Annotated in this window: 20 protein-coding genes and 1 riboswitch; of the genes, 7 read left to right on the forward strand and 13 right to left on the reverse strand. The window is 52.4% G+C overall.

Going from position 1 to position 20,450, the window contains the following annotated elements:
- Positions 1–6 precede the first annotated feature (6 nt).
- The 5 genes from ACX1CU_RS16525 to rhlE all read right to left on the reverse strand — a co-directional run bounded on the left by ACX1CU_RS16525 (position 7) and on the right by rhlE (position 5,450).
- Positions 7–897 (reverse strand): hypothetical protein, encoded by an 891-nt coding sequence (locus ACX1CU_RS16525; protein ID WP_459399358.1) that lies wholly within the window; start codon positions 895–897, stop codon positions 7–9.
- A gap of 2 nt (positions 898–899) precedes the next feature.
- Positions 900–1,757 carry an ion channel gene (locus ACX1CU_RS16530; protein WP_459399359.1) on the reverse strand — a complete coding sequence of 286 codons (858 nt, stop codon included), beginning with the start codon at positions 1,755–1,757 and terminating at the stop codon, positions 900–902.
- A gap of 16 nt (positions 1,758–1,773) precedes the next feature.
- The gene (locus ACX1CU_RS16535) at positions 1,774–2,628 is read right to left on the reverse strand and encodes a hypothetical protein (RefSeq protein ID WP_459399360.1); all 855 of its coding nucleotides are present in this window, start codon (positions 2,626–2,628) and stop codon (positions 1,774–1,776) included.
- A 463-nt stretch (positions 2,629–3,091) separates the two neighbouring features.
- Complete coding sequence (locus tag ACX1CU_RS16540) at positions 3,092–3,865, reverse strand: CDP-diacylglycerol diphosphatase (protein ID WP_459399361.1); 774 nt, start codon at positions 3,863–3,865, stop codon at positions 3,092–3,094.
- A gap of 226 nt (positions 3,866–4,091) precedes the next feature.
- On the reverse strand, positions 4,092–5,450 hold the full coding sequence (gene rhlE, locus ACX1CU_RS16545; protein WP_459399362.1) for an ATP-dependent RNA helicase RhlE: 1,359 nt from the start codon (positions 5,448–5,450) through the stop codon (positions 4,092–4,094).
- A gap of 304 nt (positions 5,451–5,754) precedes the next feature.
- Between rhlE and cecR the strand changes: the two genes are divergently transcribed.
- Genes cecR through ACX1CU_RS16570 form a run of 5 tightly spaced genes read left to right on the forward strand, consistent with a single transcriptional unit; the run spans position 5,755 to position 11,469 of the window.
- Complete coding sequence (gene cecR, locus ACX1CU_RS16550; protein WP_459399363.1) at positions 5,755–6,453, forward strand: transcriptional regulator CecR; 699 nt, start codon at positions 5,755–5,757, stop codon at positions 6,451–6,453.
- Between the two features lie 37 nt (positions 6,454–6,490).
- Positions 6,491–7,474, forward strand: coding sequence for a secretion protein HlyD (gene hlyD, locus ACX1CU_RS16555; RefSeq protein WP_459399364.1), 984 nt, complete (start codon positions 6,491–6,493; stop codon positions 7,472–7,474).
- 9 nt (positions 7,475–7,483) lie between these two features.
- A complete protein-coding gene (locus ACX1CU_RS16560; RefSeq protein ID WP_459399365.1) occupies positions 7,484–9,220 on the forward strand; it encodes an ATP-binding cassette domain-containing protein in 1,737 nt (578 codons plus the stop codon).
- A complete protein-coding gene (locus ACX1CU_RS16565; RefSeq protein ID WP_459399366.1) occupies positions 9,217–10,353 on the forward strand; it encodes an ABC transporter permease in 1,137 nt (378 codons plus the stop codon). Before ACX1CU_RS16560 ends, ACX1CU_RS16565 begins: the two co-directional genes overlap by 4 nt.
- A gap of 9 nt (positions 10,354–10,362) precedes the next feature.
- Positions 10,363–11,469 carry an ABC transporter permease gene (locus ACX1CU_RS16570; RefSeq protein WP_459399367.1) on the forward strand — a complete coding sequence of 369 codons (1,107 nt, stop codon included), beginning with the start codon at positions 10,363–10,365 and terminating at the stop codon, positions 11,467–11,469.
- Between the two features lie 53 nt (positions 11,470–11,522).
- Here the strand turns inward: ACX1CU_RS16570 and ACX1CU_RS16575 are convergent, their stop codons facing one another.
- The 6 genes from ACX1CU_RS16575 to moaA all read right to left on the reverse strand — a co-directional run bounded on the left by ACX1CU_RS16575 (position 11,523) and on the right by moaA (position 15,156).
- The gene (locus ACX1CU_RS16575; protein WP_459399368.1) at positions 11,523–12,230 is read right to left on the reverse strand and encodes a Bax inhibitor-1/YccA family protein; all 708 of its coding nucleotides are present in this window, start codon (positions 12,228–12,230) and stop codon (positions 11,523–11,525) included.
- A gap of 125 nt (positions 12,231–12,355) precedes the next feature.
- On the reverse strand, positions 12,356–12,808 hold the full coding sequence (moaE, locus tag ACX1CU_RS16580; protein ID WP_459399369.1) for a molybdopterin synthase catalytic subunit MoaE: 453 nt from the start codon (positions 12,806–12,808) through the stop codon (positions 12,356–12,358).
- 2 nt (positions 12,809–12,810) lie between these two features.
- On the reverse strand, positions 12,811–13,056 hold the full coding sequence (gene moaD, locus ACX1CU_RS16585; protein WP_459399370.1) for a molybdopterin synthase sulfur carrier subunit: 246 nt from the start codon (positions 13,054–13,056) through the stop codon (positions 12,811–12,813).
- Positions 13,053–13,532, reverse strand: a complete 480-nt coding sequence (gene moaC, locus ACX1CU_RS16590) for a cyclic pyranopterin monophosphate synthase MoaC (RefSeq protein WP_459399371.1) — start codon at positions 13,530–13,532, stop codon at positions 13,053–13,055. Before moaC ends, moaD begins: the two co-directional genes overlap by 4 nt.
- A gap of 3 nt (positions 13,533–13,535) precedes the next feature.
- The gene (moaB, locus tag ACX1CU_RS16595; protein WP_459399372.1) at positions 13,536–14,048 is read right to left on the reverse strand and encodes a molybdenum cofactor biosynthesis protein B; all 513 of its coding nucleotides are present in this window, start codon (positions 14,046–14,048) and stop codon (positions 13,536–13,538) included.
- A gap of 121 nt (positions 14,049–14,169) precedes the next feature.
- Positions 14,170–15,156 (reverse strand): GTP 3',8-cyclase MoaA, encoded by a 987-nt coding sequence (gene moaA / locus ACX1CU_RS16600; protein WP_459399373.1) that lies wholly within the window; start codon positions 15,154–15,156, stop codon positions 14,170–14,172.
- Positions 15,143–15,285: riboswitch (molybdenum cofactor riboswitch) on the reverse strand. Its footprint overlaps the gene before it by 14 nt.
- A gap of 262 nt (positions 15,286–15,547) precedes the next feature.
- Between moaA and ACX1CU_RS16605 the strand changes: the two genes are divergently transcribed.
- A complete protein-coding gene (locus ACX1CU_RS16605; protein ID WP_459399374.1) occupies positions 15,548–16,465 on the forward strand; it encodes a gluconeogenesis factor YvcK family protein in 918 nt (305 codons plus the stop codon).
- A gap of 1 nt (position 16,466) precedes the next feature.
- Here ACX1CU_RS16605 and ACX1CU_RS16610 read toward each other — a convergent pair whose 3' ends face one another.
- Together ACX1CU_RS16610 and uvrB are read right to left on the reverse strand one after the other, a co-directional pair.
- Positions 16,467–16,712 carry a VF530 family protein gene (locus ACX1CU_RS16610; RefSeq protein WP_459399375.1) on the reverse strand — a complete coding sequence of 82 codons (246 nt, stop codon included), beginning with the start codon at positions 16,710–16,712 and terminating at the stop codon, positions 16,467–16,469.
- A gap of 97 nt (positions 16,713–16,809) precedes the next feature.
- Positions 16,810–18,822, reverse strand: a complete 2,013-nt coding sequence (uvrB, locus tag ACX1CU_RS16615; protein WP_459399376.1) for an excinuclease ABC subunit UvrB — start codon at positions 18,820–18,822, stop codon at positions 16,810–16,812.
- 912 nt (positions 18,823–19,734) lie between these two features.
- Here uvrB and ACX1CU_RS16620 point away from each other — a divergent pair.
- Entirely contained in the window at positions 19,735–20,445 is a 711-nt protein-coding gene (locus ACX1CU_RS16620) for an ATP-binding cassette domain-containing protein (protein ID WP_459399377.1), read from the forward strand.
- Positions 20,446–20,450: the final 5 nt, after the last annotated feature.

Consider the following 20,450-nt stretch of genomic DNA (forward strand, 5'->3'; position numbering starts at 1 on the left):
TTTTTATCATGACCTAATACTATCTTCTAATTGTAACATATTTATTATCTCAAAAATTAATTTTTTAATTATTCCATTTTTATTTCTTTGAAGAGATCTATATAAATTAGGTGACTGAATAATTCTCATTATTTTCTCATCCATTACATGATATATTCCTCTATGTCTAGCCAGCAAATATACGGCCTCTAAACACCTTAACCCCTCATATGATGAACATATCTCTCGGTTGCTAATACTTGATAAAAGCCCTAAATTATTCTTAGGTTTTTCTATTTCAAATCTATCATGTAAAATATTAACCCACTCAGAAATCACATCATGACTGCAATAAGATGAAAATCCAAAGATAGATTTTCTATATATAGATTTCTCACGCCTCAAGCATTTTAATTGGTCAGTCTCTATTTCTTTTAATTTAAACTTTAATTTTAACTTACTTATTATCTCATCAATACCAAAAGCCAAATCATTTTCCAAAGCTAATTTTTTTATCAAGTAATCCCTTGATGTACAATATAAAAAATCAGATTTCCACCCATTGATTTTTTCATCATCTGGCAGTGATGCAATAAAAGAAATTGTAGACTCGCAGCGCATAATCTCATCTATTTCAGGTGCTTTTAACTCACAACCATTGATAAAATCCTCAAAAAAACCATCTTTATCAAAAAATATTTCAGCGTCTCTCTTTATATGCTGAAGAAAAAGAGACCCTCTTTTTCTCATGAAGTAAAGTTGTCTCTTTGAAAACAGCGATACACTGTACCCCATATTACTATAGTATTTATATAAGCCTTCTCTTTCCTCATCATTACAAACGATCAATAAATCATTGTCACTGTATTCATCTGATATGTTTCTTATTTTTGAACCAAAATTTGCTATTGCAAACATTATCAACTCCTTAATACTTTATTGATGAATGCACTAACAAATAATGACATCATGACAAATCCAAGCAAAGATTCAAAGATAATAGCGACTCGACCAATTGATGTTACGGGGTAGATATCCCCATAACCTAAAGTAGTGATTGTTACACATGTAAAATAAAGTGAATCTAAATAGCTATTTACAACTCCAGTCTTAAAAAAGTGGGCGCTATAGATAAAATTAACACCCGCGATTAAGATTATGACAAAAATAAGAGTGTAGAATATCCTATTAATTTTCAATCCATAACCTGAGGTGACTTTATAAATCAAACCAGAAAATCTTTTTTTAAGATAATCAAACAAGCTTATTTTACCCTCCTTAAGCTTGTAGTCTAAATTACATCCTTCAGCAACCTTCATCATATATAAACTTTCACTAGCGTATGAGGGCTGGCTTTCATTCCTTGAATTTTTATAAAGTTCATGATAGAGATCTATTGCAATATTAGCATCATTTTTAAAATCAAAATTCTTACTAAAAGAAATAGGATCAATCAAGCATCTATTTATTTTTATCTTTGCAGTATTCGTATCAATAAATTTACACTCATTAAAATCACAATTCTCTATCAGAGCCCCCATTAGCAAGCATTCTTTAAATGTACAATTTATAAATCTAACATTTTTTATACACTTACTTTTAAAAGAGACACGTAGAAACTCTCTATCCCTAAAAATTCTCGGTGAACGCTCCTCGCCCCCAAAAAAATCAGGTAAATAAATAATATCACTCCATACACCACTTTCCTCCTCATTAATAAAACTCTCAAAATCCTCCACCAACCGTCCATTTTTTAGCGAGAATTTATTTGCAGCCATACCCATCTCCAAAAAATTAATTATTTATGAAATTATATCTTCTTAGTACAATATAATTTATATTCGAACACCATATAATGGGTTTTCCAGACCCTGCATAATAGCAGGTCCCTAATATTAGGGCATGGCAACCAGCTAAAGAGTCAAGTGAATCATCAATCTTAAAGTATTCTTTAAATTCCTTATTAATCTCAGGATTAATTGATATACTTAGCCCTGACTTTATATTGCCAGCGTTTAGCCAGATTTTACCATCTCGAGTCTGGCGAGCATCACTTATGAACCCCCAAAATATCCTCTTATGGCGATCCAGCCAAGGCATTACACTTTTGAATTCAACAAAAAGCTCATTAGCCTTTTTAGGGAGATCTTTGAAGTTTTCATCACGGACAATTATTTCTTGCTCAGAGAAATAGGGTGAATGTGATCTAACTAATTTGTATAGAACATTTTTTAATGTCAAATGAGCGGGGAACTTCACTCCACCACCATTAATCACTTGTTGTCCTGATCGTTGTTGACCTGTAGAATCTCGAACACTTGAATCGAACGCTTTTACGTCTATGTGATAATTTTTTTCTTGGTCAAGATTCAGGACTATACCACTATCAGGGTCAGATGCCGGAACACCATCACCTCCATCTCCTTCGCCAACGACTTCATAACAAGTTGAAAAAGAACAATTCTCTTCATGATGTGCACAAAAATGAGGTGAATTATTACCATAACTTGATTTTCTGTACCAAGCATTCCCAAGACATTCAGTACAAATCAAGCTCCGACGCATTGCTTGTAGTTGCGCTTCAGGTAATCTACAGAAAGCTTCTATTTCCCACTCTTTGCTATCTTGAGTACATAATGCTATATCCATAAAAACTCCACCTTCTGAAATCTCTATCAAATTAATCAGAACGAAACTAAATGATTCTATAGACTATGCCAAATCTTATTGAAAATTAATAACGAAATCTTAAGTGAAGTTTTATTATCGACCTAGCAACTATCTCATTTACGCTACATAATTTTTGTTTAATCGCAGCTCAGCGTTGTAAGCCCCAAACGCCACCGCACGAACAGTTTTTTCTGCCAGTCATTTCGGATACTGGTCCAATAATTTAACCCGCACCAGAGAGTCGAGCCCCCCCCCTCCATCGGAGCTAAAAATACGCGCATGACTACCCCAGCAAAAAAAGACGCGCCATGATACGGGCGAAAGGCGGCGTCAGACAAGCCTTCTGGCGAGATCCCTGTGATATCTTGCCTGGCTATCTATCCCCGTTGCTGGGTATATACCGAGCCCATAAACAGCCTAATCTGGCGGCGATAAAATAGTGTTAACGCGGTAAAATTGCGCACTTCTTATCCAGCAGTGACTCTACCGACGCACGGTTGCCGCTATCCCAACCGCGTTTTGTGGTCAGCAGGATAAAACCTTTTTGCCCAGAGAACTGGGTTGGCACCAAGGCTACGCCGTACTCTGCTAACTGCTGCGGCGACAAATGAAAATAACTGGCTACGGATTGGATCGGGTAAATCCCCATCGCCGCCGGTTGTACCACCCGACGCGCGTAATAGGTATGCCGCAATAACTTATCAGGCAATGGCGACCAGTTATCCTGTATATAAGGACGCTCAGCCTGAAGCTGGCGGTAGACATCTTCACGCAGGCAGGTCAGGTGAATATGCAACTGATTCTGACTGCGGCCATAAGCCGAATTGATCGCCATTCCCAACCTATCCTCGGGCACTGGCTGGCCATATTCGGACGTTAACAGGTGGCGCATCAACCAAGCGTAGCCAAAGTAATCCGTGCGCCCATCCATCAAAAGCTGAGGGCTCTCAATACCCGATAACGGTGTGGTGGGAACAAGAATAAAATGAAAGGGATAACGCGGGTTTTGGATAACGCTGAACCCCTGCTCTTTGCCTTGGCCTGGGGGCAGATAAATCTGCTGGCAAGGAGCGGGACTGTGCTTTTGCTGATAATTCACCATGCAGAGCTTATCCACCACACCCCACAAAGCGTCTGAACGCGCACATCCTGCCAGCAATAAAATGCCCAACAGCAATAGCCCGTGCCGAATACATAAACGAGTGAGTTTTATCATCTGTTTCTCTGTCTTATAACCTGCACGTAAGGGCCGCCAGAAACCGAGCAAAAGCGTATTATTGTTACCTATAGTACAATTCGGCGCATCAAAAACCTTGAAAATACCCCGGTACGGCCCACCATATTGCTGACGGATGCAGAAAGAAAAACACCCTGTCAGCATGGCGCTCACAGGGTGTAGGTGTTCTCTTATTAGCCGCCAATAAATAGCGGCTTTTTTAGGCTTACTCGCCCGGTTTACGGCTACGCGGACGGCGCGCAGGCGCTCCAGAACGCGGCTTGCCATCACCCTGCGGGCGGGCGCTGCCGCCACCGCGATTTTCGCGTTGACCACCGGCGTTACCCGTGCGTTGACCACCGTGACTCGCACGCTGACCGCCGCTATTTGGCGCACCACGGCCACCGCCCTGACGCCCGTTGATGATCGGCTCCGCCTTAATCGACGGATCCGGCTCATAACCCGGCAGGGCAATACGCGGGATTTCACGCTTCAGCAGGCGTTCGATATCACGCAGCAGTTTGTGTTCATCCACGCACACCAGCGAAATCGCTTCGCCGGTGCATTCGGCACGGCCGGTACGGCCAATGCGGTGCACGTAATCTTCCGGCACGTTTGGCAACTCGTAGTTCACCACGTGTGGCAACTGATCGATATCCAGACCGCGCGCGGCAATATCGGTCGCCACCAGCACGCGGATTTTGCCGTCTTTAAAGTCGGCCAGCGCACGCGTACGTGCCCCTTGGCTTTTGTTGCCATGGATAGCCGCAGCGGTGATGCCATCTTTATTCAGCTGTTCAGCCAGATGGTTCGCGCCATGTTTGGTACGGTTAAATACCAGCACCTGCTTCCAATCACCTTCGCCAATCATCTGGGAAAGCAGTTCACGCTTGCGCTTTTTATCCACAAAGTGAACGCTCTGCTCGATCTGCTCAGAAGCGGTGTTACGGCGAGCCACTTCCACCGACGCCGGGTTGTGCAGCAGTTTGCTGGCCAGCCCTTTGATCTCATCGGAGAAGGTCGCGGAGAACAGCAGGTTCTGGCGCTTCGCGGGCAGCTTGGACAGCACGCGGCGGATATCATGGATAAAGCCCATATCCAGCATGCGGTCCGCTTCATCCAGCACCAGAATTTCAATTTTGGACAGATCAACCGCGTTCTGATGTTCCAGATCCAGCAGGCGGCCCGGTGTTGCCACCAGAATATCGACGCCGCCGCGCAGCTTCATCATCTGCGGGTTGATGCTCACGCCACCAAACACCACCAGCGAACGCAAGCGCAGGTGTTTACTGTAGGACTCGACGTTTTCGCCGATCTGTGCAGCCAACTCGCGGGTTGGCGTCAGGATCAGCGCACGCACCGGGCGGCGGCCTTTGATCGGGTGATCATGCTTGCTCAGCAACTGCAACAGCGGCAGGGTAAAACCAGCGGTTTTACCGGTGCCGGTCTGGGCGCTGGCCATCAGGTCACGACCTTCCAAGACGACAGGGATTGCCTGACGTTGAATTGGCGTAGGTTCGCGATAGCCCTGTTCTTCAACAGCGCGCAGAATTTCGGCACTTAAGCCGAGGTTTTCAAATGACATAGTAGAGAAAAACTCCAGATCCCCCCTAACCTAACAATGTTCGGTGCAGTTTCCTGGGAGGATGATCAGACGGGGCATAAGGCGGTGCTCGCGTTTTTGTTTGCGGCACAACCTCGGCATACCACGAGGGATTGGCACAAACTGCAGTGCACCAAGCGGCTGATTGTAACAGAAATCGAACAAAAAGAAGTAATTTTGCGTAATAAGAGTCAGCGATCCAGCAATAAGGCCAAACTGCTGTTTACATTCCGTACTGCCGGGCCTAAAGTTAATCAATCATATGATTAACTTTTGTGAGTCAGTCATGCCATCAACGGAAAATCAACACACTCCCAGCCGGGCTCGCGGTGAACAGGCGCGCCAACAACTGCTCGCGGCCGCTATTGAAGTGTTCGGCGAATACGGCCTTCAAGGGGCCACAACGCGGGAAATCGCCCAGCGCGCCGGGCAGAACATTGCTGCCATTACCTATTATTTTAACTCGAAAGAGGGTTTGTATCTGGCGGTGGCACAGTGGATCGCCGATTTTATTCAGCAAACTTTCCGCACGCAAAGCCAGGAAGTTGAAGATTTCTGGCTATTATCAGCGCCACAGCGCCCGCCGGAGCGGTATCTGTACCACCTCAAACGTGGCTTGCTGGACTTCAGTGAATTAATGACTCAGCCGCAGACGCTCAACCTGAGCAAAATCATGTCGCGCGAACAGCTCTCCCCTACCGACGCTTATCCGCTGATCCACCAGCAGGTGATTGCGCCCTTGCACCAGATGCTGTGCCGCCTGCTGGCGGGCTATACCGGCCTCGATGCGCAATCGACCAAGATTGTGCTGCACACCCATGCGCTGATTGGCGAGGTGTTGTCGTTCCGCGTCGGGCGTGAAACCGTGCGCCGTCAGGCGGGCTGGCAGCAGATCGGCAGCGAAGAAGCCGCGCAAATCAGCGCCGTGCTGGCCGAGCATATCGATATTTTGGCTAATGGGCTGCGCCAGGGTTACGGCGCATAAATCCCCTTCTTTCACACTGCAACCGGCAGGAAGCATTATGAACAAGAAAAGAATTGGCATTATTGGCATCGTTATCCTGTTAATTGCCGCCGCCTATGGCATCTGGCATTACCAACAGCAGCAGGAAAAACCGCTGACGCTGTACGGTAACGTGGATATTCGCACGGTGAATCTGGGCTTCCGCGTCGACGGGCGGCTCGCCACGCTGGCGGTTGACGAAGGAGACAGCGTGCAGCCGGGGCAACTGCTCGGCAAACTGGATGATGCCCCTAACCTTAATGCATTACAGCAGGCGCAGGCCAACGTCGCCAGCGCTACCGCCAAGCTGGCGCTGTTGCAGGCCGGTTATCGTGATGAAGAGATCGCCCAGGTGCGCTCAGAAGTGGCGCAGCGTCTCTCGGCCTTCAACTATGCCGATAGCTTCCTCCAGCGGCAGCAGGGTTTGTGGGCGAAAAAGGCCACTTCCGCCGATGCGTTGGAAGACGCCCGTACCCTACGCAATCAGGCACAGGCCAACCTACAGGCGGCGAAAGACAAACTGGTGCAATACCTGAGCGGTAACCGCCCGCAGCAAATCGCCGAAGCCAGAGCCAATCTGGCGCAAACCGAAGCGGTACTGGCACAGGCGCAGTTGAATCTGCAAGATACCACGCTGATTTCCCCCTCCGCTGGCACCGTCCTGACCCGTGCGGTTGAACCCGGCACCATGCTCGCCGCCGGCAGCACGGTGTTTACCCTGTCGCTGACCGAACCGGTATGGGTGCGCGCCTATATCAATGAAGCCAGCCTGGGCAAAGCGGTTCCAGGGGCGGAACTGAGCATTTATACCGACAGCCGCCCCGGCAAGCCCTATCACGGCAAGATTGGTTTTGTTTCACCCACCGCCGAATTTACCCCGAAAAGCGTCGAAACGCCGGATCTGCGTACCGATCTGGTGTATCGCCTGCGGGTGATTGTCACCGATGCCGACGATGCATTACGCCAGGGCATGCCAGTCACCATCCGTTTCACACAGCCGTAAGGAAGGGTGATGGAACAGGCACACACGATTGAACTGGTGGCGCTGGAGAAGCGCTTCCCGTCACTCACCAAACCGGCGGTTGCCAGCCTGACGACGACGTTGCGCAGCGGCGCGGTCACCGGGCTGGTCGGCCCCGACGGCGCGGGCAAAACCACCCTGTTGCGCATGCTGGCCGGATTGCTGAAACCCAGCAGCGGCCAACTGCGCGTCGCCGGGCTGGATCCGATCGCAGAAGATCGCCAACTGCACGCCATTCTCGGCTACATGCCGCAGAAATTTGGCCTGTATGAAGATCTGACAGTGATGGAAAACCTGACGCTGTATGCCGATCTGCGCGGTGTCACCGGCGATCTGCGCAAACAAACCTTCGAACGGCTGCTGACCTTTACCGATCTGACCCGCTTTACCGAACGCTTGGCGGGCAAGCTTTCCGGCGGCATGAAGCAGAAACTCGGGCTGGCCTGTACGCTGCTCGGCCAACCGCAGGTACTGTTACTGGACGAACCCGGAGTTGGGGTCGACCCGATATCGCGCCGCGAGCTGTGGCGCATGGTGCATGAACTGGCCAACGACGGCATGCTGATCCTGTGGAGCACCTCGTATCTGGACGAAGCCGAACAGTGCCGCGAAGTGTTGCTGATGAACGAGGGCGAATTGCTGTTCAGCGGGGCGCCGCAGGAGCTTACCCAACGCATGGCCGGGCGCACCGTGCTGATCGAGGTTCCGGCTGGCAGCCACCGTGCGCTGCTGCAACAGGCGATCTGTTTGCCTACCGTCAGCGATGGCGTGATTCAGGGCAAATATCTGCGTTTGATCCTGAAACCGGGAGAAGACCACCAGCAGATATTACGCGATCTGGAGCTACCCACTGCCGAACTGACTGAAGCAGATCCGCGTTTTGAAGATGCGTTTATCGATCTGCTCGGCGGCGGGCCAGGCAGCAAATCGGCGCTGGCGGAGATCATGCCCACCGTGGCGGGCGATAGTTCGGAAACGGTGATTGAAGCGCAGGGATTAACTAAAAGGTTTGGCCACTTTGCCGCTACCGATCATGTGGATTTCAAGGTGCAACGGGGTGAAATCTTCGGCCTGCTTGGGCCCAACGGGGCCGGTAAGTCCACCACCTTCAAGATGATGTGCGGCCTGCTGGTGCCGAGCGACGGCAAAGCGCTGGTGCTGGGGATGGATCTGAAAACCAGCTCCGGCAAAGCGCGCCAGCACCTGGGCTATATGGCGCAGAAGTTCTCGCTGTACGGCAACCTGACGGTGGCGCAGAACCTGAAATTTTTCTCTGGCGTGTATGGCCTGAGCGGCAAGGTGCAGCGCGATAAGATCAACGAGATGTCTACCGCCTTCAACTTCGGCCCGATCCTCAACCAGGCGCCGGATTCTTTGCCGCTCGGTTTCAAACAGCGGCTGGCGCTGGCCTGCGCGCTGATGCATGAGCCGGATATTCTGTTTCTTGATGAGCCCACCTCCGGGGTTGATCCCCTTACCCGCCGCGAGTTCTGGCTGCATATCAACGGTATGGTGGATAAAGGCGTCACGGTGATGGTCACCACCCACTTTATGGATGAGGCGGAATACTGCGATCGCATCGGGCTGGTATATCGCGGCAAGATTATCGCCGCCGGTACGCCGGACGAACTCAAACAGCAGATCGCCAGTGCCGAAAACCCCAATCCTACAATGGAACAGGCGTTTATCGAGCTGGTACAGGGTTATGACCGAGAGGAAACGTCATGAGCGATAACAGCGGCTTTTCCTGGCGGCGCCTGCGCGCGCTGTGTCTGAAAGAAACGCGGCAAATCCTGCGCGATCCGAGCAGCGGCCTGATCGCCTTCGTCATCCCGCTGATGTTGCTGTTTATCTTCGGTTACGGCATCAATCTGGACTCCAGCAAGCTGCGCTTGGGGATCCTGCTGGAACAGCACAGTGAAGAAGCCCGCGATCTGGCCAATGCCTTTGCCGGTTCTCCCTATATTGAACCGACCATCAGCGATAACCGCCAGCAGCTGATGCAAATGATGCAGGCGGGCAGCATCCGTGGGCTGGTGGTGATCCCGAACGACTTCGCCGAGCATATGGCACGGCCGTCCGATCGCGCGCCGTTGCAGGTGATTACCGACGGCAGCGAACCCAATACCGCCAACTTTGTACAGGGCTATACCCAAGGGGTCTGGCAGATTTGGCAGCAACAGCGCGCCACCGATCGGGGGCAGCAATTAACCCCGTTGATTGAGATCCAGATGCGCTACTGGTTTAACCCAGCGGCGATCAGCCAGCACTTTATTATCCCTGGGGCGATCACCATCATTATGACGGTGATTGGCGCGATCCTGACTTCGCTGGTGATCGCCCGTGAATGGGAGCGCGGCACCATGGAGGCACTGCTGTCCACTCAGGTGACGCGCAGTGAACTGCTGCTCTCCAAGCTGGTGCCTTATTACTTCCTTGGCATGATCGCCATGGTGCTGTGCATGGTGGTTTCGGTATTTGTGCTCGGCGTGCCCTACCGGGGTTCATTGCTGATCCTGTTTGTTATCAGCAGCCTGTTCCTGGCCAGCACGCTCGGCATGGGGCTGCTGATTTCCACCATCACCCGCAACCAGTTCAACGCGGCAATGGTGGCGCTGAACGCCGCTTTTCTGCCGTCAATTATGCTTTCCGGCTTTATTTTCCAGATCGACAGCATGCCCGCCGTGGTTCGCGCGGTGACCTATGTCATTCCGGCGCGTTATTTTGTCAGCACGCTGCAAACTCTGTTTTTGGCAGGCAATATCGGCAGCGTGCTACTGGTTAACCTGCTGTTTCTGATCGCTTCAGCGGTGGTGTTTATCGGCCTGACGGCCTGGAAAACCCCGCGACGGCTGGATTGAGGAGAGAATATGTTTCACCGTCTCTGGACACTGATCGTCAAAGAAATGCAGTCGCTGCTGCGCGATCCGCAAACCCGCGCCATTCTGGTGATGCCGGTGATCTTACAGGTGCTGTTGTTCCCGTTCGCCGCCACGCTGGAAGTGACCAATGCCACCATTGCGGTGTACAGCGAGGACAGCGGCCAGGCATCGATCGAGCTGACCCAGCGCTTTGCCAAAGCCAAAGCGTTTTCGCACGTCCTGCTGCTACGCAGCCCGCAAGAGATCAAAACCACCATCGATAACCAGAAAGCGCTGCTGCTGATCCGCTTCCCGGCCAACTTTTCGCGCGATATCGCCAGTGGTAATACGGCAGCGTTGCAGTTGATCCTCGATGGCCGCAACTCCAACAGCGCGCAGATCGCCGCCAACTATGTGCAGCAGATTGTGCAGGATTATCAGAACGAGCTGATCGGCGGGCGCGCCAAGCCCAACAACAGCGAACTGGTGGTGCGCAACTGGTATAACCCGAATCTGGATTACAAATGGTTTGTGGTGCCTTCGTTGATTGCGATGATCACCACCATCGGCGTGTTGATTGTGACTTCGCTTTCGGTAGCGCGTGAACGTGAGCAGGGTACGCTGGAGCAGTTGCTGGTGTCGCCGCTGACCACCTGGCAGATCTTTATTGGCAAGGCGGTGCCCGCGCTGGTGGTCGCCACTTTTCAGGCGTCGATCGTGCTGTTTATCGGTATCTTTGCCTATCAGATCCCGTTTGCCGGTTCGCTGTTGCTGTTCTACGCCACCATGCTGATTTACGGGCTTTCGCTGGTGGGATTCGGGCTGTTGATCTCGTCGCTGTGCGCCACTCAGCAACAGGCGTTTATCGGCGTGTTCGTGTTTATGATGCCAGCGATCCTGCTTTCCGGCTATGTTTCACCAGTAGAGAACATGCCGGTGTGGCTGCAACATCTCACCTGGGCTAACCCTATTCGTCACTTCACCGATATTACCAAGCAAATCTACCTCAAGGACGCCAGCTTCAGCATTATCTGGCACAGCCTGTGGCCATTGCTGGCGATCACCGCTACCACCGGCAGCGCGGCTTATGCGATGTTCAGAAGGAAGATTGCTTAACAGGAAGTTCAAGCCGCAGCGTTGTAAGCTGCGGCTTGAAAGACGACGGGTATTTAGCGGCGGTTGCCCAGAATGCGCAACAGCATCAGGAACAGGTTGATGAAGTCAAGATACAGCGTCAGCGCGCCTACGATGGCGTATTTGCGGAAGCCGTCTCGGTCGTCGGCATTCAACTGCTCGCCCAGGGCTTTCAGTTTTTGCGTGTCATACGCCGTCAAACCGACAAACACCACCACACCGATGTAGGTAATCGCCCAGGTCAGCGCCGGGCTTTTCAGCCAGATGTTCACCAGCGAAGCCAGCACAATGCCGATCAGCCCCATAAACAGCATGCTGCCAAGGCCGCTCAGATCGCGCTTGGTGGTGTAACCGTACAGGCTCATAGCACCGAACATCCCGGCGGTGACCACGAAAGTGCTGGCGATCGACGCGCCAGTATAAACCAACAGGATACTGGATAGAGTGAGCCCGGTTAACGCCGAATAGAGCATGAACAGCCCGGTGGCCACCGTGCCGCTAAGGCGGTTCACCATGCCGGAAATCACAAACACCAACCCTAACTGGGCAATAATCAGGCCAAAGAACGTAATATTGCTGGAGAAAATAAAAGACATGATCGCTTCACTTTGTGAAGCATACCAGGCCACAAAAGCGGTCAACAGCAAACCACAGGTCATCCAGCCATAAACCTGCGCCATATAAGCCTGAATGCCGCTGTTGGCACGCTCGACGATCGAACCATTACGTGGATATCGGTCCATGACGGTTACCTTTTACATGTGAACTAAGTTTTGGGGGAACACCCCTGCCAGTAATAAGCGTATCACAGAAAACGTCACGCGGAACCGGCAAAGGTATTGATTTATTTCCGCTGTTGATGCGCGATTTACCAGCGTTTTGCCGCCTGCCGATCGGTATCGCGGGCTTCGACCCAGCGTTCCCCTTGCTCGGTAGCTTCACGCTTCCAGAAAGGTGCGCGGGTTTTCAGGTAATCCATAATGAACTGCGCGGCGTCGAACGCTTGGCTGCGGTGCCCGCTGGTCACGCCGACAAACACAATCTCATCGCCAGGGAACAGATCGCCGACGCGGTGGATCACCGTAACCCGCTGCAACGGCCAACGGGCACGCGCTTCGGCCACAATCTCTGCCAGCGCTTTTTCGGTCATACCGGGATAGTGCTCCAGCGACAAGGCGCTGACGCCATCCCCCAGATTATGGTTACGCACTTTGCCGGTGAAGGTGACTACTGCGCCATCGTCGTCACACTGCGCCAGCCATTGATACTCTTCGCCAACGCTGAACGGGGCAGCGCCGACGCGGATACGGGTATTTTCCACGCTTAACCCCCGGTGACCGGCGGGAAGAAGGCCACTTCATCACCGGCACGCAGCGGATGCTCGCTCGCCACCAGCGATTGGTTAACCGCCGTCAGCAGCTTGCCGGGCTCCAGCGCCAGCGCCCAACGGTCGCCGCGCTCACACAGCGCTTTACGCAGTTCTTCTACCGTAAGGTATTGCGCTGGCACGCTCAGCGAACTGGTACCCACCAGTTCACGCACCTGCGCAAAGAACAGAATATTGATCATAATTCCACCTTGAAATCACCGGACTTGCCACCGCTTTTCGCCAACAGCCGCACCGGGCCGATCACCATGTCCTTCTGCACCGCTTTGCACATATCGTAAATGGTGAGCGCCGCCACCGAAGCGGCGGTCAGCGCTTCCATTTCCACCCCGGTTTTGCCGGTCAGGCGGCAGCAGGTTTCGATACGCACGCGGTTATGCTGCGGTTGTGCCTCAAGCTGCACTTCCACTTTGCTCAGCATCAACGGGTGGCACAGCGGGATCAGTTCCCAAGTGCGTTTCGCCGCCTGAATACCGGCAATGCGCGCGGTAGCAAACACGTCCCCTTTGTGATGGCTGCCGTCGATAATCATCGCCAGCGTCGTGGCGTGCATTTCAACAAAGGCCTCGGCACGTGCTTCACGTACCGTTTCAGCCTTAGCCGAAACATCCACCATATGGGCTTCGCCTGCGGCATTGATATGGGTTAACTGTGTCATAAATTATTTCTTCACATGGGGCAGGAAGTTGCACGGACGATGGCGCGCATCCAACTGCTCTTCAATAATGCGTTCCCAAGCGGTACGGCAAGCGCGGGTGGAGCCCGGCATAGCGAAGATCACCGTCCGATTGGCGATACCGGCCAGAGCGCGCGACTGTATGGTCGCGGTGCCAATCTCTTCAAACGACACCATGCGGAACAGTTCGCCAAACCCTTCCACTTCACGGTCAAACAGCGGTAATAAGGCTTCGGGCGTGTTATCACCGGCGGTAAAGCCGGTGCCACCGTTGATTAACACCGCCTGCACGCTATCGCTGGCAATCCACGCGGAAACCTGCGCACGGATCTGGTAAATATTGTCTTTAACGATGGCGCGTGCCACCACCTGATGCCCGGCTTCTTGTGCCGCTGCCTGCAAATATTGGCCGGAGGTATCTTCCGCTTCGCCGCGGCTGTCCGAGACGGTCAGAATGGCAATCTTTGCCGGAATAAATTCACTGCTGGTCTGGCTCATAGCTAAATATGCTCCCCTATTATGGATACCCACTAGGTTTCAAGCCGTAGCCTGACAAAGGGATCGGCGCATCGCCTCTCACCCTAACCCTCTCCCCCAGGGAGAGGGAACTTGGTTAGTATCAGCCGCCGATAAACGATAAGTTCTGCGTGATGCCACTATTACCCTGGTGCAAGAAATGCGTCTGCTTTTTGCTGCGCAATCCGCCCTGAATACGCATTTTCAGCTCTTCGAGCTGAGCGTCATCCGCCAGCAGATCGCGCAGGGTAATACCCTGTTCACCAAACAGGCACAGGTGCAGATTGCCAATGGCGGAAACCCGCAGCCGGTTGCAGCTGGCACAGAAATCCTTCTCGTAAGGCATGATCAGCCCAATCTCACCCTGATAGTCCGGGTGGCTGAACACCTGCGCCGGGCCATCGCTGTAGCCACGCGCCAAACGTTGCCAACCCTGTTGTTCCAGTTGCTGGCGGATCACGTTGCCGGAAACATGGTGCTTGCGGAACAGTTCACTGCCTTCGCCGGTTTCCATCAGTTCAATAAAACGCAGTTGGATCGGGCGATCCTTGATCCAATGAAGAAAACTGACCAGTTGCTGGTGGTTAACGTCACGCATCAGCACCACGTTGACTTTGACCTTGCGGTAACCGGCAGCAAAAGCAGCGTCGATGCCTGCCATCACCTGACGAAATTTGTCCTGCCCGGTGATGGCGTGAAACTGGCGTGGATCGAGGCTGTCGACGCTGACGTTAATCGCCGTGAGGCCAGCATCGCGCCAGCGGGCCACGTCACGCGCCAAGCGGTAACCATTGGTGGTCACCGCCAGCGTGCGGATCGCCGGGTTTTCGCGCACGGCGGCGACGATCTCGGTAAAATCACGGCGCAACGAGGGCTCGCCGCCGGTCAGGCGTACTTTTTCAGTACCCAGTTCGGCAAACGCGCGGCTGACGCGGCGGATTTCGTCCAACGAAAGAAAGGTCTTGGGGCTGCCGTTCGGTTTGTAGCCATCCGGCAGACAATAGGTGCAACGAAAGTTACACACGTCGGTGATCGACAGGCGCAAGTAATAGAACTTGCGCTCAAAAGCATCAATGAGTTGCGGTACCATAACACCTTCCAAATACGGGAGATGCGAGCGTTTCCACTCTGCACCCTGGTGGCTGACTTCGCCACGGCCTAGGCACCCTATCGTTCCCTAGAACAACGTAGGCACAAAGGCTAGGAGTTTGGATTTCAATCCCGATTACCTGAGGTAACCCGAATGAAACCGTGGTTTTCAGCAGAATTCTAGCGCGAAACAAATGCGATAGCCAACGCGCAATTACGCTATATAATTTTATATACAGCGATTTTACGGATCCAAATCTGGTTAACCATAGTAAACACCTATTACGTAGGCGAATTGACCAGAATCACGCAAACCACACTCTTTTTCGCGTTTTCTCGTTAAATCCGCTACTTTATGCAGGCAGTTAACGCCCAGTGTATTAAGGAATTTTATGCGTAATCGAACCCTCGCCGATCTCGATCGGGTGGTGGCATTAGGTGGTGGTCATGGTCTTGGCCGCGTGATGTCGTCTCTGTCGTCTTTAGGATCCCGTTTAACCGGTATTATCACCACAACCGATAACGGTGGTTCTACTGGCCGCATCCGCCGTTCCGAAGGAGGTATCGCCTGGGGTGATACGCGTAATTGCCTGAATCAGCTGATTACCGAGCCCAGCGTAGCTTCTGCGATGTTTGAATACCGTTTTAGCGGTAATGGTGAACTGGCCGGGCATAATCTGGGCAATCTGATGCTGAAAGCGCTGGATCACCTCAGCGTGCGCCCGTTGGAGGCGATCAATCTGGTACGCAACCTGCTGAAAGTCGAGGCGGCGCTGATCCCGATGTCGGAACAGCCGGTGGACCTGGAAGCGCACGATCATGAAGGCAATCAGATTTACGGCGAAGTGAATATCGACCAACTGGCAACTATGCCGCAAGAGCTGATGCTTTACCCGAATGTCCGTACCACGCGTGAAGCAGTGGATGCCATTGCGCAAGCTGAACTGATCCTGATTGGGCCAGGCAGTTTCCTCACCAGCCTGATGCCGCTGCTACTGCTTGATGATCTGACTCAAGCCCTGCGCCGCAGCAGTGCCAGCATGATCTATATCGGTAACCTGGGGCGTGAGCTGAGCGTTGCTGCCGCAGCACTGACGCTCAAACAAAAGCTGGAACTGATGGAAGAGAGAATCGGCCGGAAAATGATTGATGCGGTGGTGGTTGGCCCGCATATCAACACGGACGAAATGCACGATCGCATCGTGGTAAAACAACCGCTGGAAGCCGCCGATATCCCTTACCGCCACGATCGCCAGTTACTGCGTCTGGCGCTGGATCAGGCACTGGTGCAACTGGCTACCCGTACTTAGATCAGTCCTTGCCGCGGTGCCACGGGTTATCGCTGACGGTGTCGATATAGAGATCTTCCACCTGCTTGCGCGCCCATGGCGTGCGGCGCAAAAACTTCAGGCTGGACTTGATGCTCGGATCGCTGCTGAAACAGTTGATACGGATGCGTTCAGCCAGCCCGCTCCAGCCATACTGTTCCACCAACTTGTTCAGTAATTGTTCCAGCGTAATACCGTGTAGCGGATCTTTTGATGGATGTGCAGTCATGCTCGGCAACTCATATCAATAATTGGGGCGCATACCTTAATCAGCAAACGCCCACGCGGCAAGGAGTTTATACCCTTCGCCTTCCTTGTTAGCGCAGTTATGAAATCGCAATAAACTGCTCGCGCAGTTGATGAATTTCGTCGCGTACGGCGGCGGCCTGCTCGAACTCCAGATTTTGGGCATGGGAATACATTTGGCCTTCCAACTCGCGGATTTTCTGATCCAACGCTTTTGGCGTGAGGTGTTTGTACTGCGCCGCGCTTTCTGCCGCCTTGCCTCTGCCTTTGTGCTTGCTACGCGAACTCGGGTTCCCCAGTTGCATAATATCGGCCACTTTCTTGTTCAGGCCTTTAGGGACAATGCCGTTGGCTTCGTTATGCGCCTGCTGCTTGGCGCGGCGGCGTTCGGTTTCACCTATCGCCTTGGCCATGGAATCGGTAATTCTGTCGCCGTACAGAATCGCCTTGCCGTTGAGGTTACGCGCCGCACGGCCAATGGTCTGGATCAGCGAGCGCTCTGAACGCAGGAAGCCCTCTTTATCGGCGTCCAGGATCGCCACCAGCGACACCTCAGGCATGTCCAACCCTTCCCGCAGCAGGTTGATCCCCACCAGCACGTCGAACTCGCCAAGGCGTAAATCACGGATGATTTCGACCCGTTCTACGGTGTCGATATCCGAGTGCAGATAACGCACCCGCTCGCCGTGTTCCTCCAGGTATTCCGTCAGGTCTTCCGCCATGCGTTTGGTCAGCGTAGTCACCAGCACGCGTTCGTTGATCGCCACGCGCTTGCGGATCTCGGAAAGCAGGTCGTCAACCTGGGTCGTCACCGGGCGGACTTCCACCACCGGATCCAACAGGCCGGTTGGGCGCACCACCTGATCGATAATATCGCCACCGGATTTTTCCAGCTCATATTTACCCGGCGTAGCGGAGACATAGATGGTTTGCGGGGCCAGCGCTTCAAACTCTTCAAAGCGCATTGGCCGGTTATCCAGCGCCGAAGGCAGACGAAAACCGTATTCCACCAGCGTTTCTTTGCGTGAACGGTCGCCTTTGAACATCCCGCCAATCTGCGGAATAGTGACGTGCGATTCGTCTACCACCAGCAGGCCATCGGCGGGCAGATAGTCGAACAGCGTCGGCGGCGGCTCGCCCTCGCCGCGCCCGGAGAGGTAGCGCGAGTAGTTTTCGATGCCCGAGCAATAACCCAGTTCGTTCATCATCTCCAGATCAAACTGGGTACGCTGCGCCAAGCGTTGCTCTTCCAGCAGCTTATTGTTCGCCAGCAACACCTTGCGCCGCTGTTCCAGTTCCACCTTGATCTCCTCCATCGCCTGCAGGATACGTTCCCGTGGTGTGACGTAGTGGGATTTAGGGTAGATGGTGAAACGGGGCACCACCTGCTCAATCTGGCCGGTGAGCGGATCAAACAGCGACAGGCGTTCCACCTCTTCGTCAAACAGTTCGACGCGCAGCGCCAGTTCGTCTGATTCCGCCGGGAAGATGTCGATCACTTCACCGCGCACGCGGAAAGTGGCACGCTGGAACGCCTGATCGTTGCGGGTATATTGCAGCTCAGCCAGGCGGCGCAGGATCGAGCGCTGATCGATGATCATCCCTTTGGTCAGGTGCAGCATCATCTTCAGGTATAGATCGGGATCGCCCAGGCCGTAGATCGCGGAAACCGATGCCACCACTACCACATCACGCCGCTCAAGCAGCGCTTTGGTGGCAGAAAGGCGCATCTGTTCAATGTGTTCGTTTATCGAGGCGTCTTTCTCGATAAAGGTATCGGAGCTAGGGACGTAGGCTTCTGGCTGGTAGTAATCGTAATAGGAGACAAAATACTCCACCGCATTCTCGGGAAAGAACTCTTTCATCTCGCCATAGAGCTGTGCCGCCAGGGTTTTGTTCGGTGCCAGCACCATGGTTGGCCGGTTGAGATCGGCGATCACGTTAGCGATGGTAAAGGTCTTGCCCGATCCGGTCACCCCCAGCAAGGTCTGGTGTGCCAAACCATCTTCCAGCCCCATTTCCAGCTTGCGAATGGCCTCCGGCTGATCGCCGGCCGGTGCGAATTCTGAATGCAGTTTGAAAGTTTTGCTCATATAGACCCTGAATGATTCGAGTGGCAACCGGGTGACGAGAATAGCATCTGCTGGCAGCAGCCCCTAAGTATGGAAAACCCTAGCGATCTCCGCCACCGCTTATAATACTGGATATAAAACCAGCTTCAAGTGGATTTGTCGCTTTAGCGTGCGTTAACCAAGCATCTGCGCACCAAGGAGGTTACAGCACCGTGACATTTTTATTGTCAACCACCATTTTATCCCCAGAGCCCGGCAATAATTAACATTTCGATAGTATTCAGAGCAAAAATGACGCGTAGCGCGCCAAGTTGCTATTGGCTTGCTTGATTTTAACTAACTTATTGATAATTATTATTTTTATAAAAAAGACGAGAATACGGGCAACGCGAACACAACCCGCGTCCGCTCTCTGTTTACGCCGCTTTTCTAGGGATAATGCACAAGGTTATCCACAGGAATTGTGGATAACTCACACTACCCCATGGGAGCCGGGAGTTACAGAAAGAACGGTTTTCTCGCTAAAATATCGTCTAAGGCTATTTTTTAGTTATTTTTTCACAATAATCTGGCTTTGGTTATGACAATTAATACTAAAAGAAGTCATTGCCCAGATCTCATTTTCTCTCTTCCCCGTTCAGGTTGCTGCCTGTTGCGACAATCTGCCGGAACTTGCACCATTTCACGTCAACGCCGCACCACAAAAGTGCAAAAACCTCCCGCGCTAATAACAGGCATTTTCCCGAGGCCCACAGCCCCCTCCGCCAGCACAGCCGCAGCAATTAACAAAACGGTAACACTGCCCGTTTTGCGCTATACCATTAAAGTTGGCCTGAGAATTGCTGAATTCTTTACACACCACACAACTGCACCTGAAAACGGAGTCGCTCATCCCATCCACGAGTGAACACGCCTCTTTGAGGAGAATGCAAAATGCTAAGTTTACGCGCAGTAAATCAATATTATGGGCATAACCATATATTGTGGGATGTCAGCCTTGAACTGCCGCGTGGGCAATGCACCACGTTGCTTGGCCGCAACGGCGTGGGTAAAACTACGCTGGTTAATTGCATTATGGGGCATTTGCCGATTGTCAGCGGCAGCATGACTTGGCAAATAGCCAATGAACCACCGCAAAATCTGTTGCAGCAGCCGATGGAAAAGCGGGCGGCACTGGGTATCAGTTACGTGCCACAAGGGCGGCAAATCTTCTCCCAACTGAGCGTGGAGGAAAACCTTCAGATAGCGCTGCTGGCCGGGCATGACAAAACCCGGCGCATTCCGCCGATGATTTATAGCCTGTTCCCCCATCTGCGGGCCATGTTGCTGTATCGTGCCGGGGACTTGTGTGACGATGAGCAGCAACAGCTGGCGATCGCCCGCGCACTGGTGCTGGAGCCGGAGTTGCTGATCCTCGATGAACCAACAGCAGGCATCTCCTCCTCGCAGGCGAAAGAAATCAGCAATATTATCCGCAGGCTGAACCACGAATTAGGCATGACCATTTTGCTGGTGGAGCATACTTTGCCGTTTGTGCGCCACGTGGCGGATTGCTTTTTCCTGATGGATCAAGGCCGCAACGTGGCCAACGGCACCTTGGCACAGCTCGATGAGGCATTAATTAATACCTATCTGGCTGGATAAGCTTT

Source organism: Serratia sp. D1N4, from assembly GCF_054552755.1.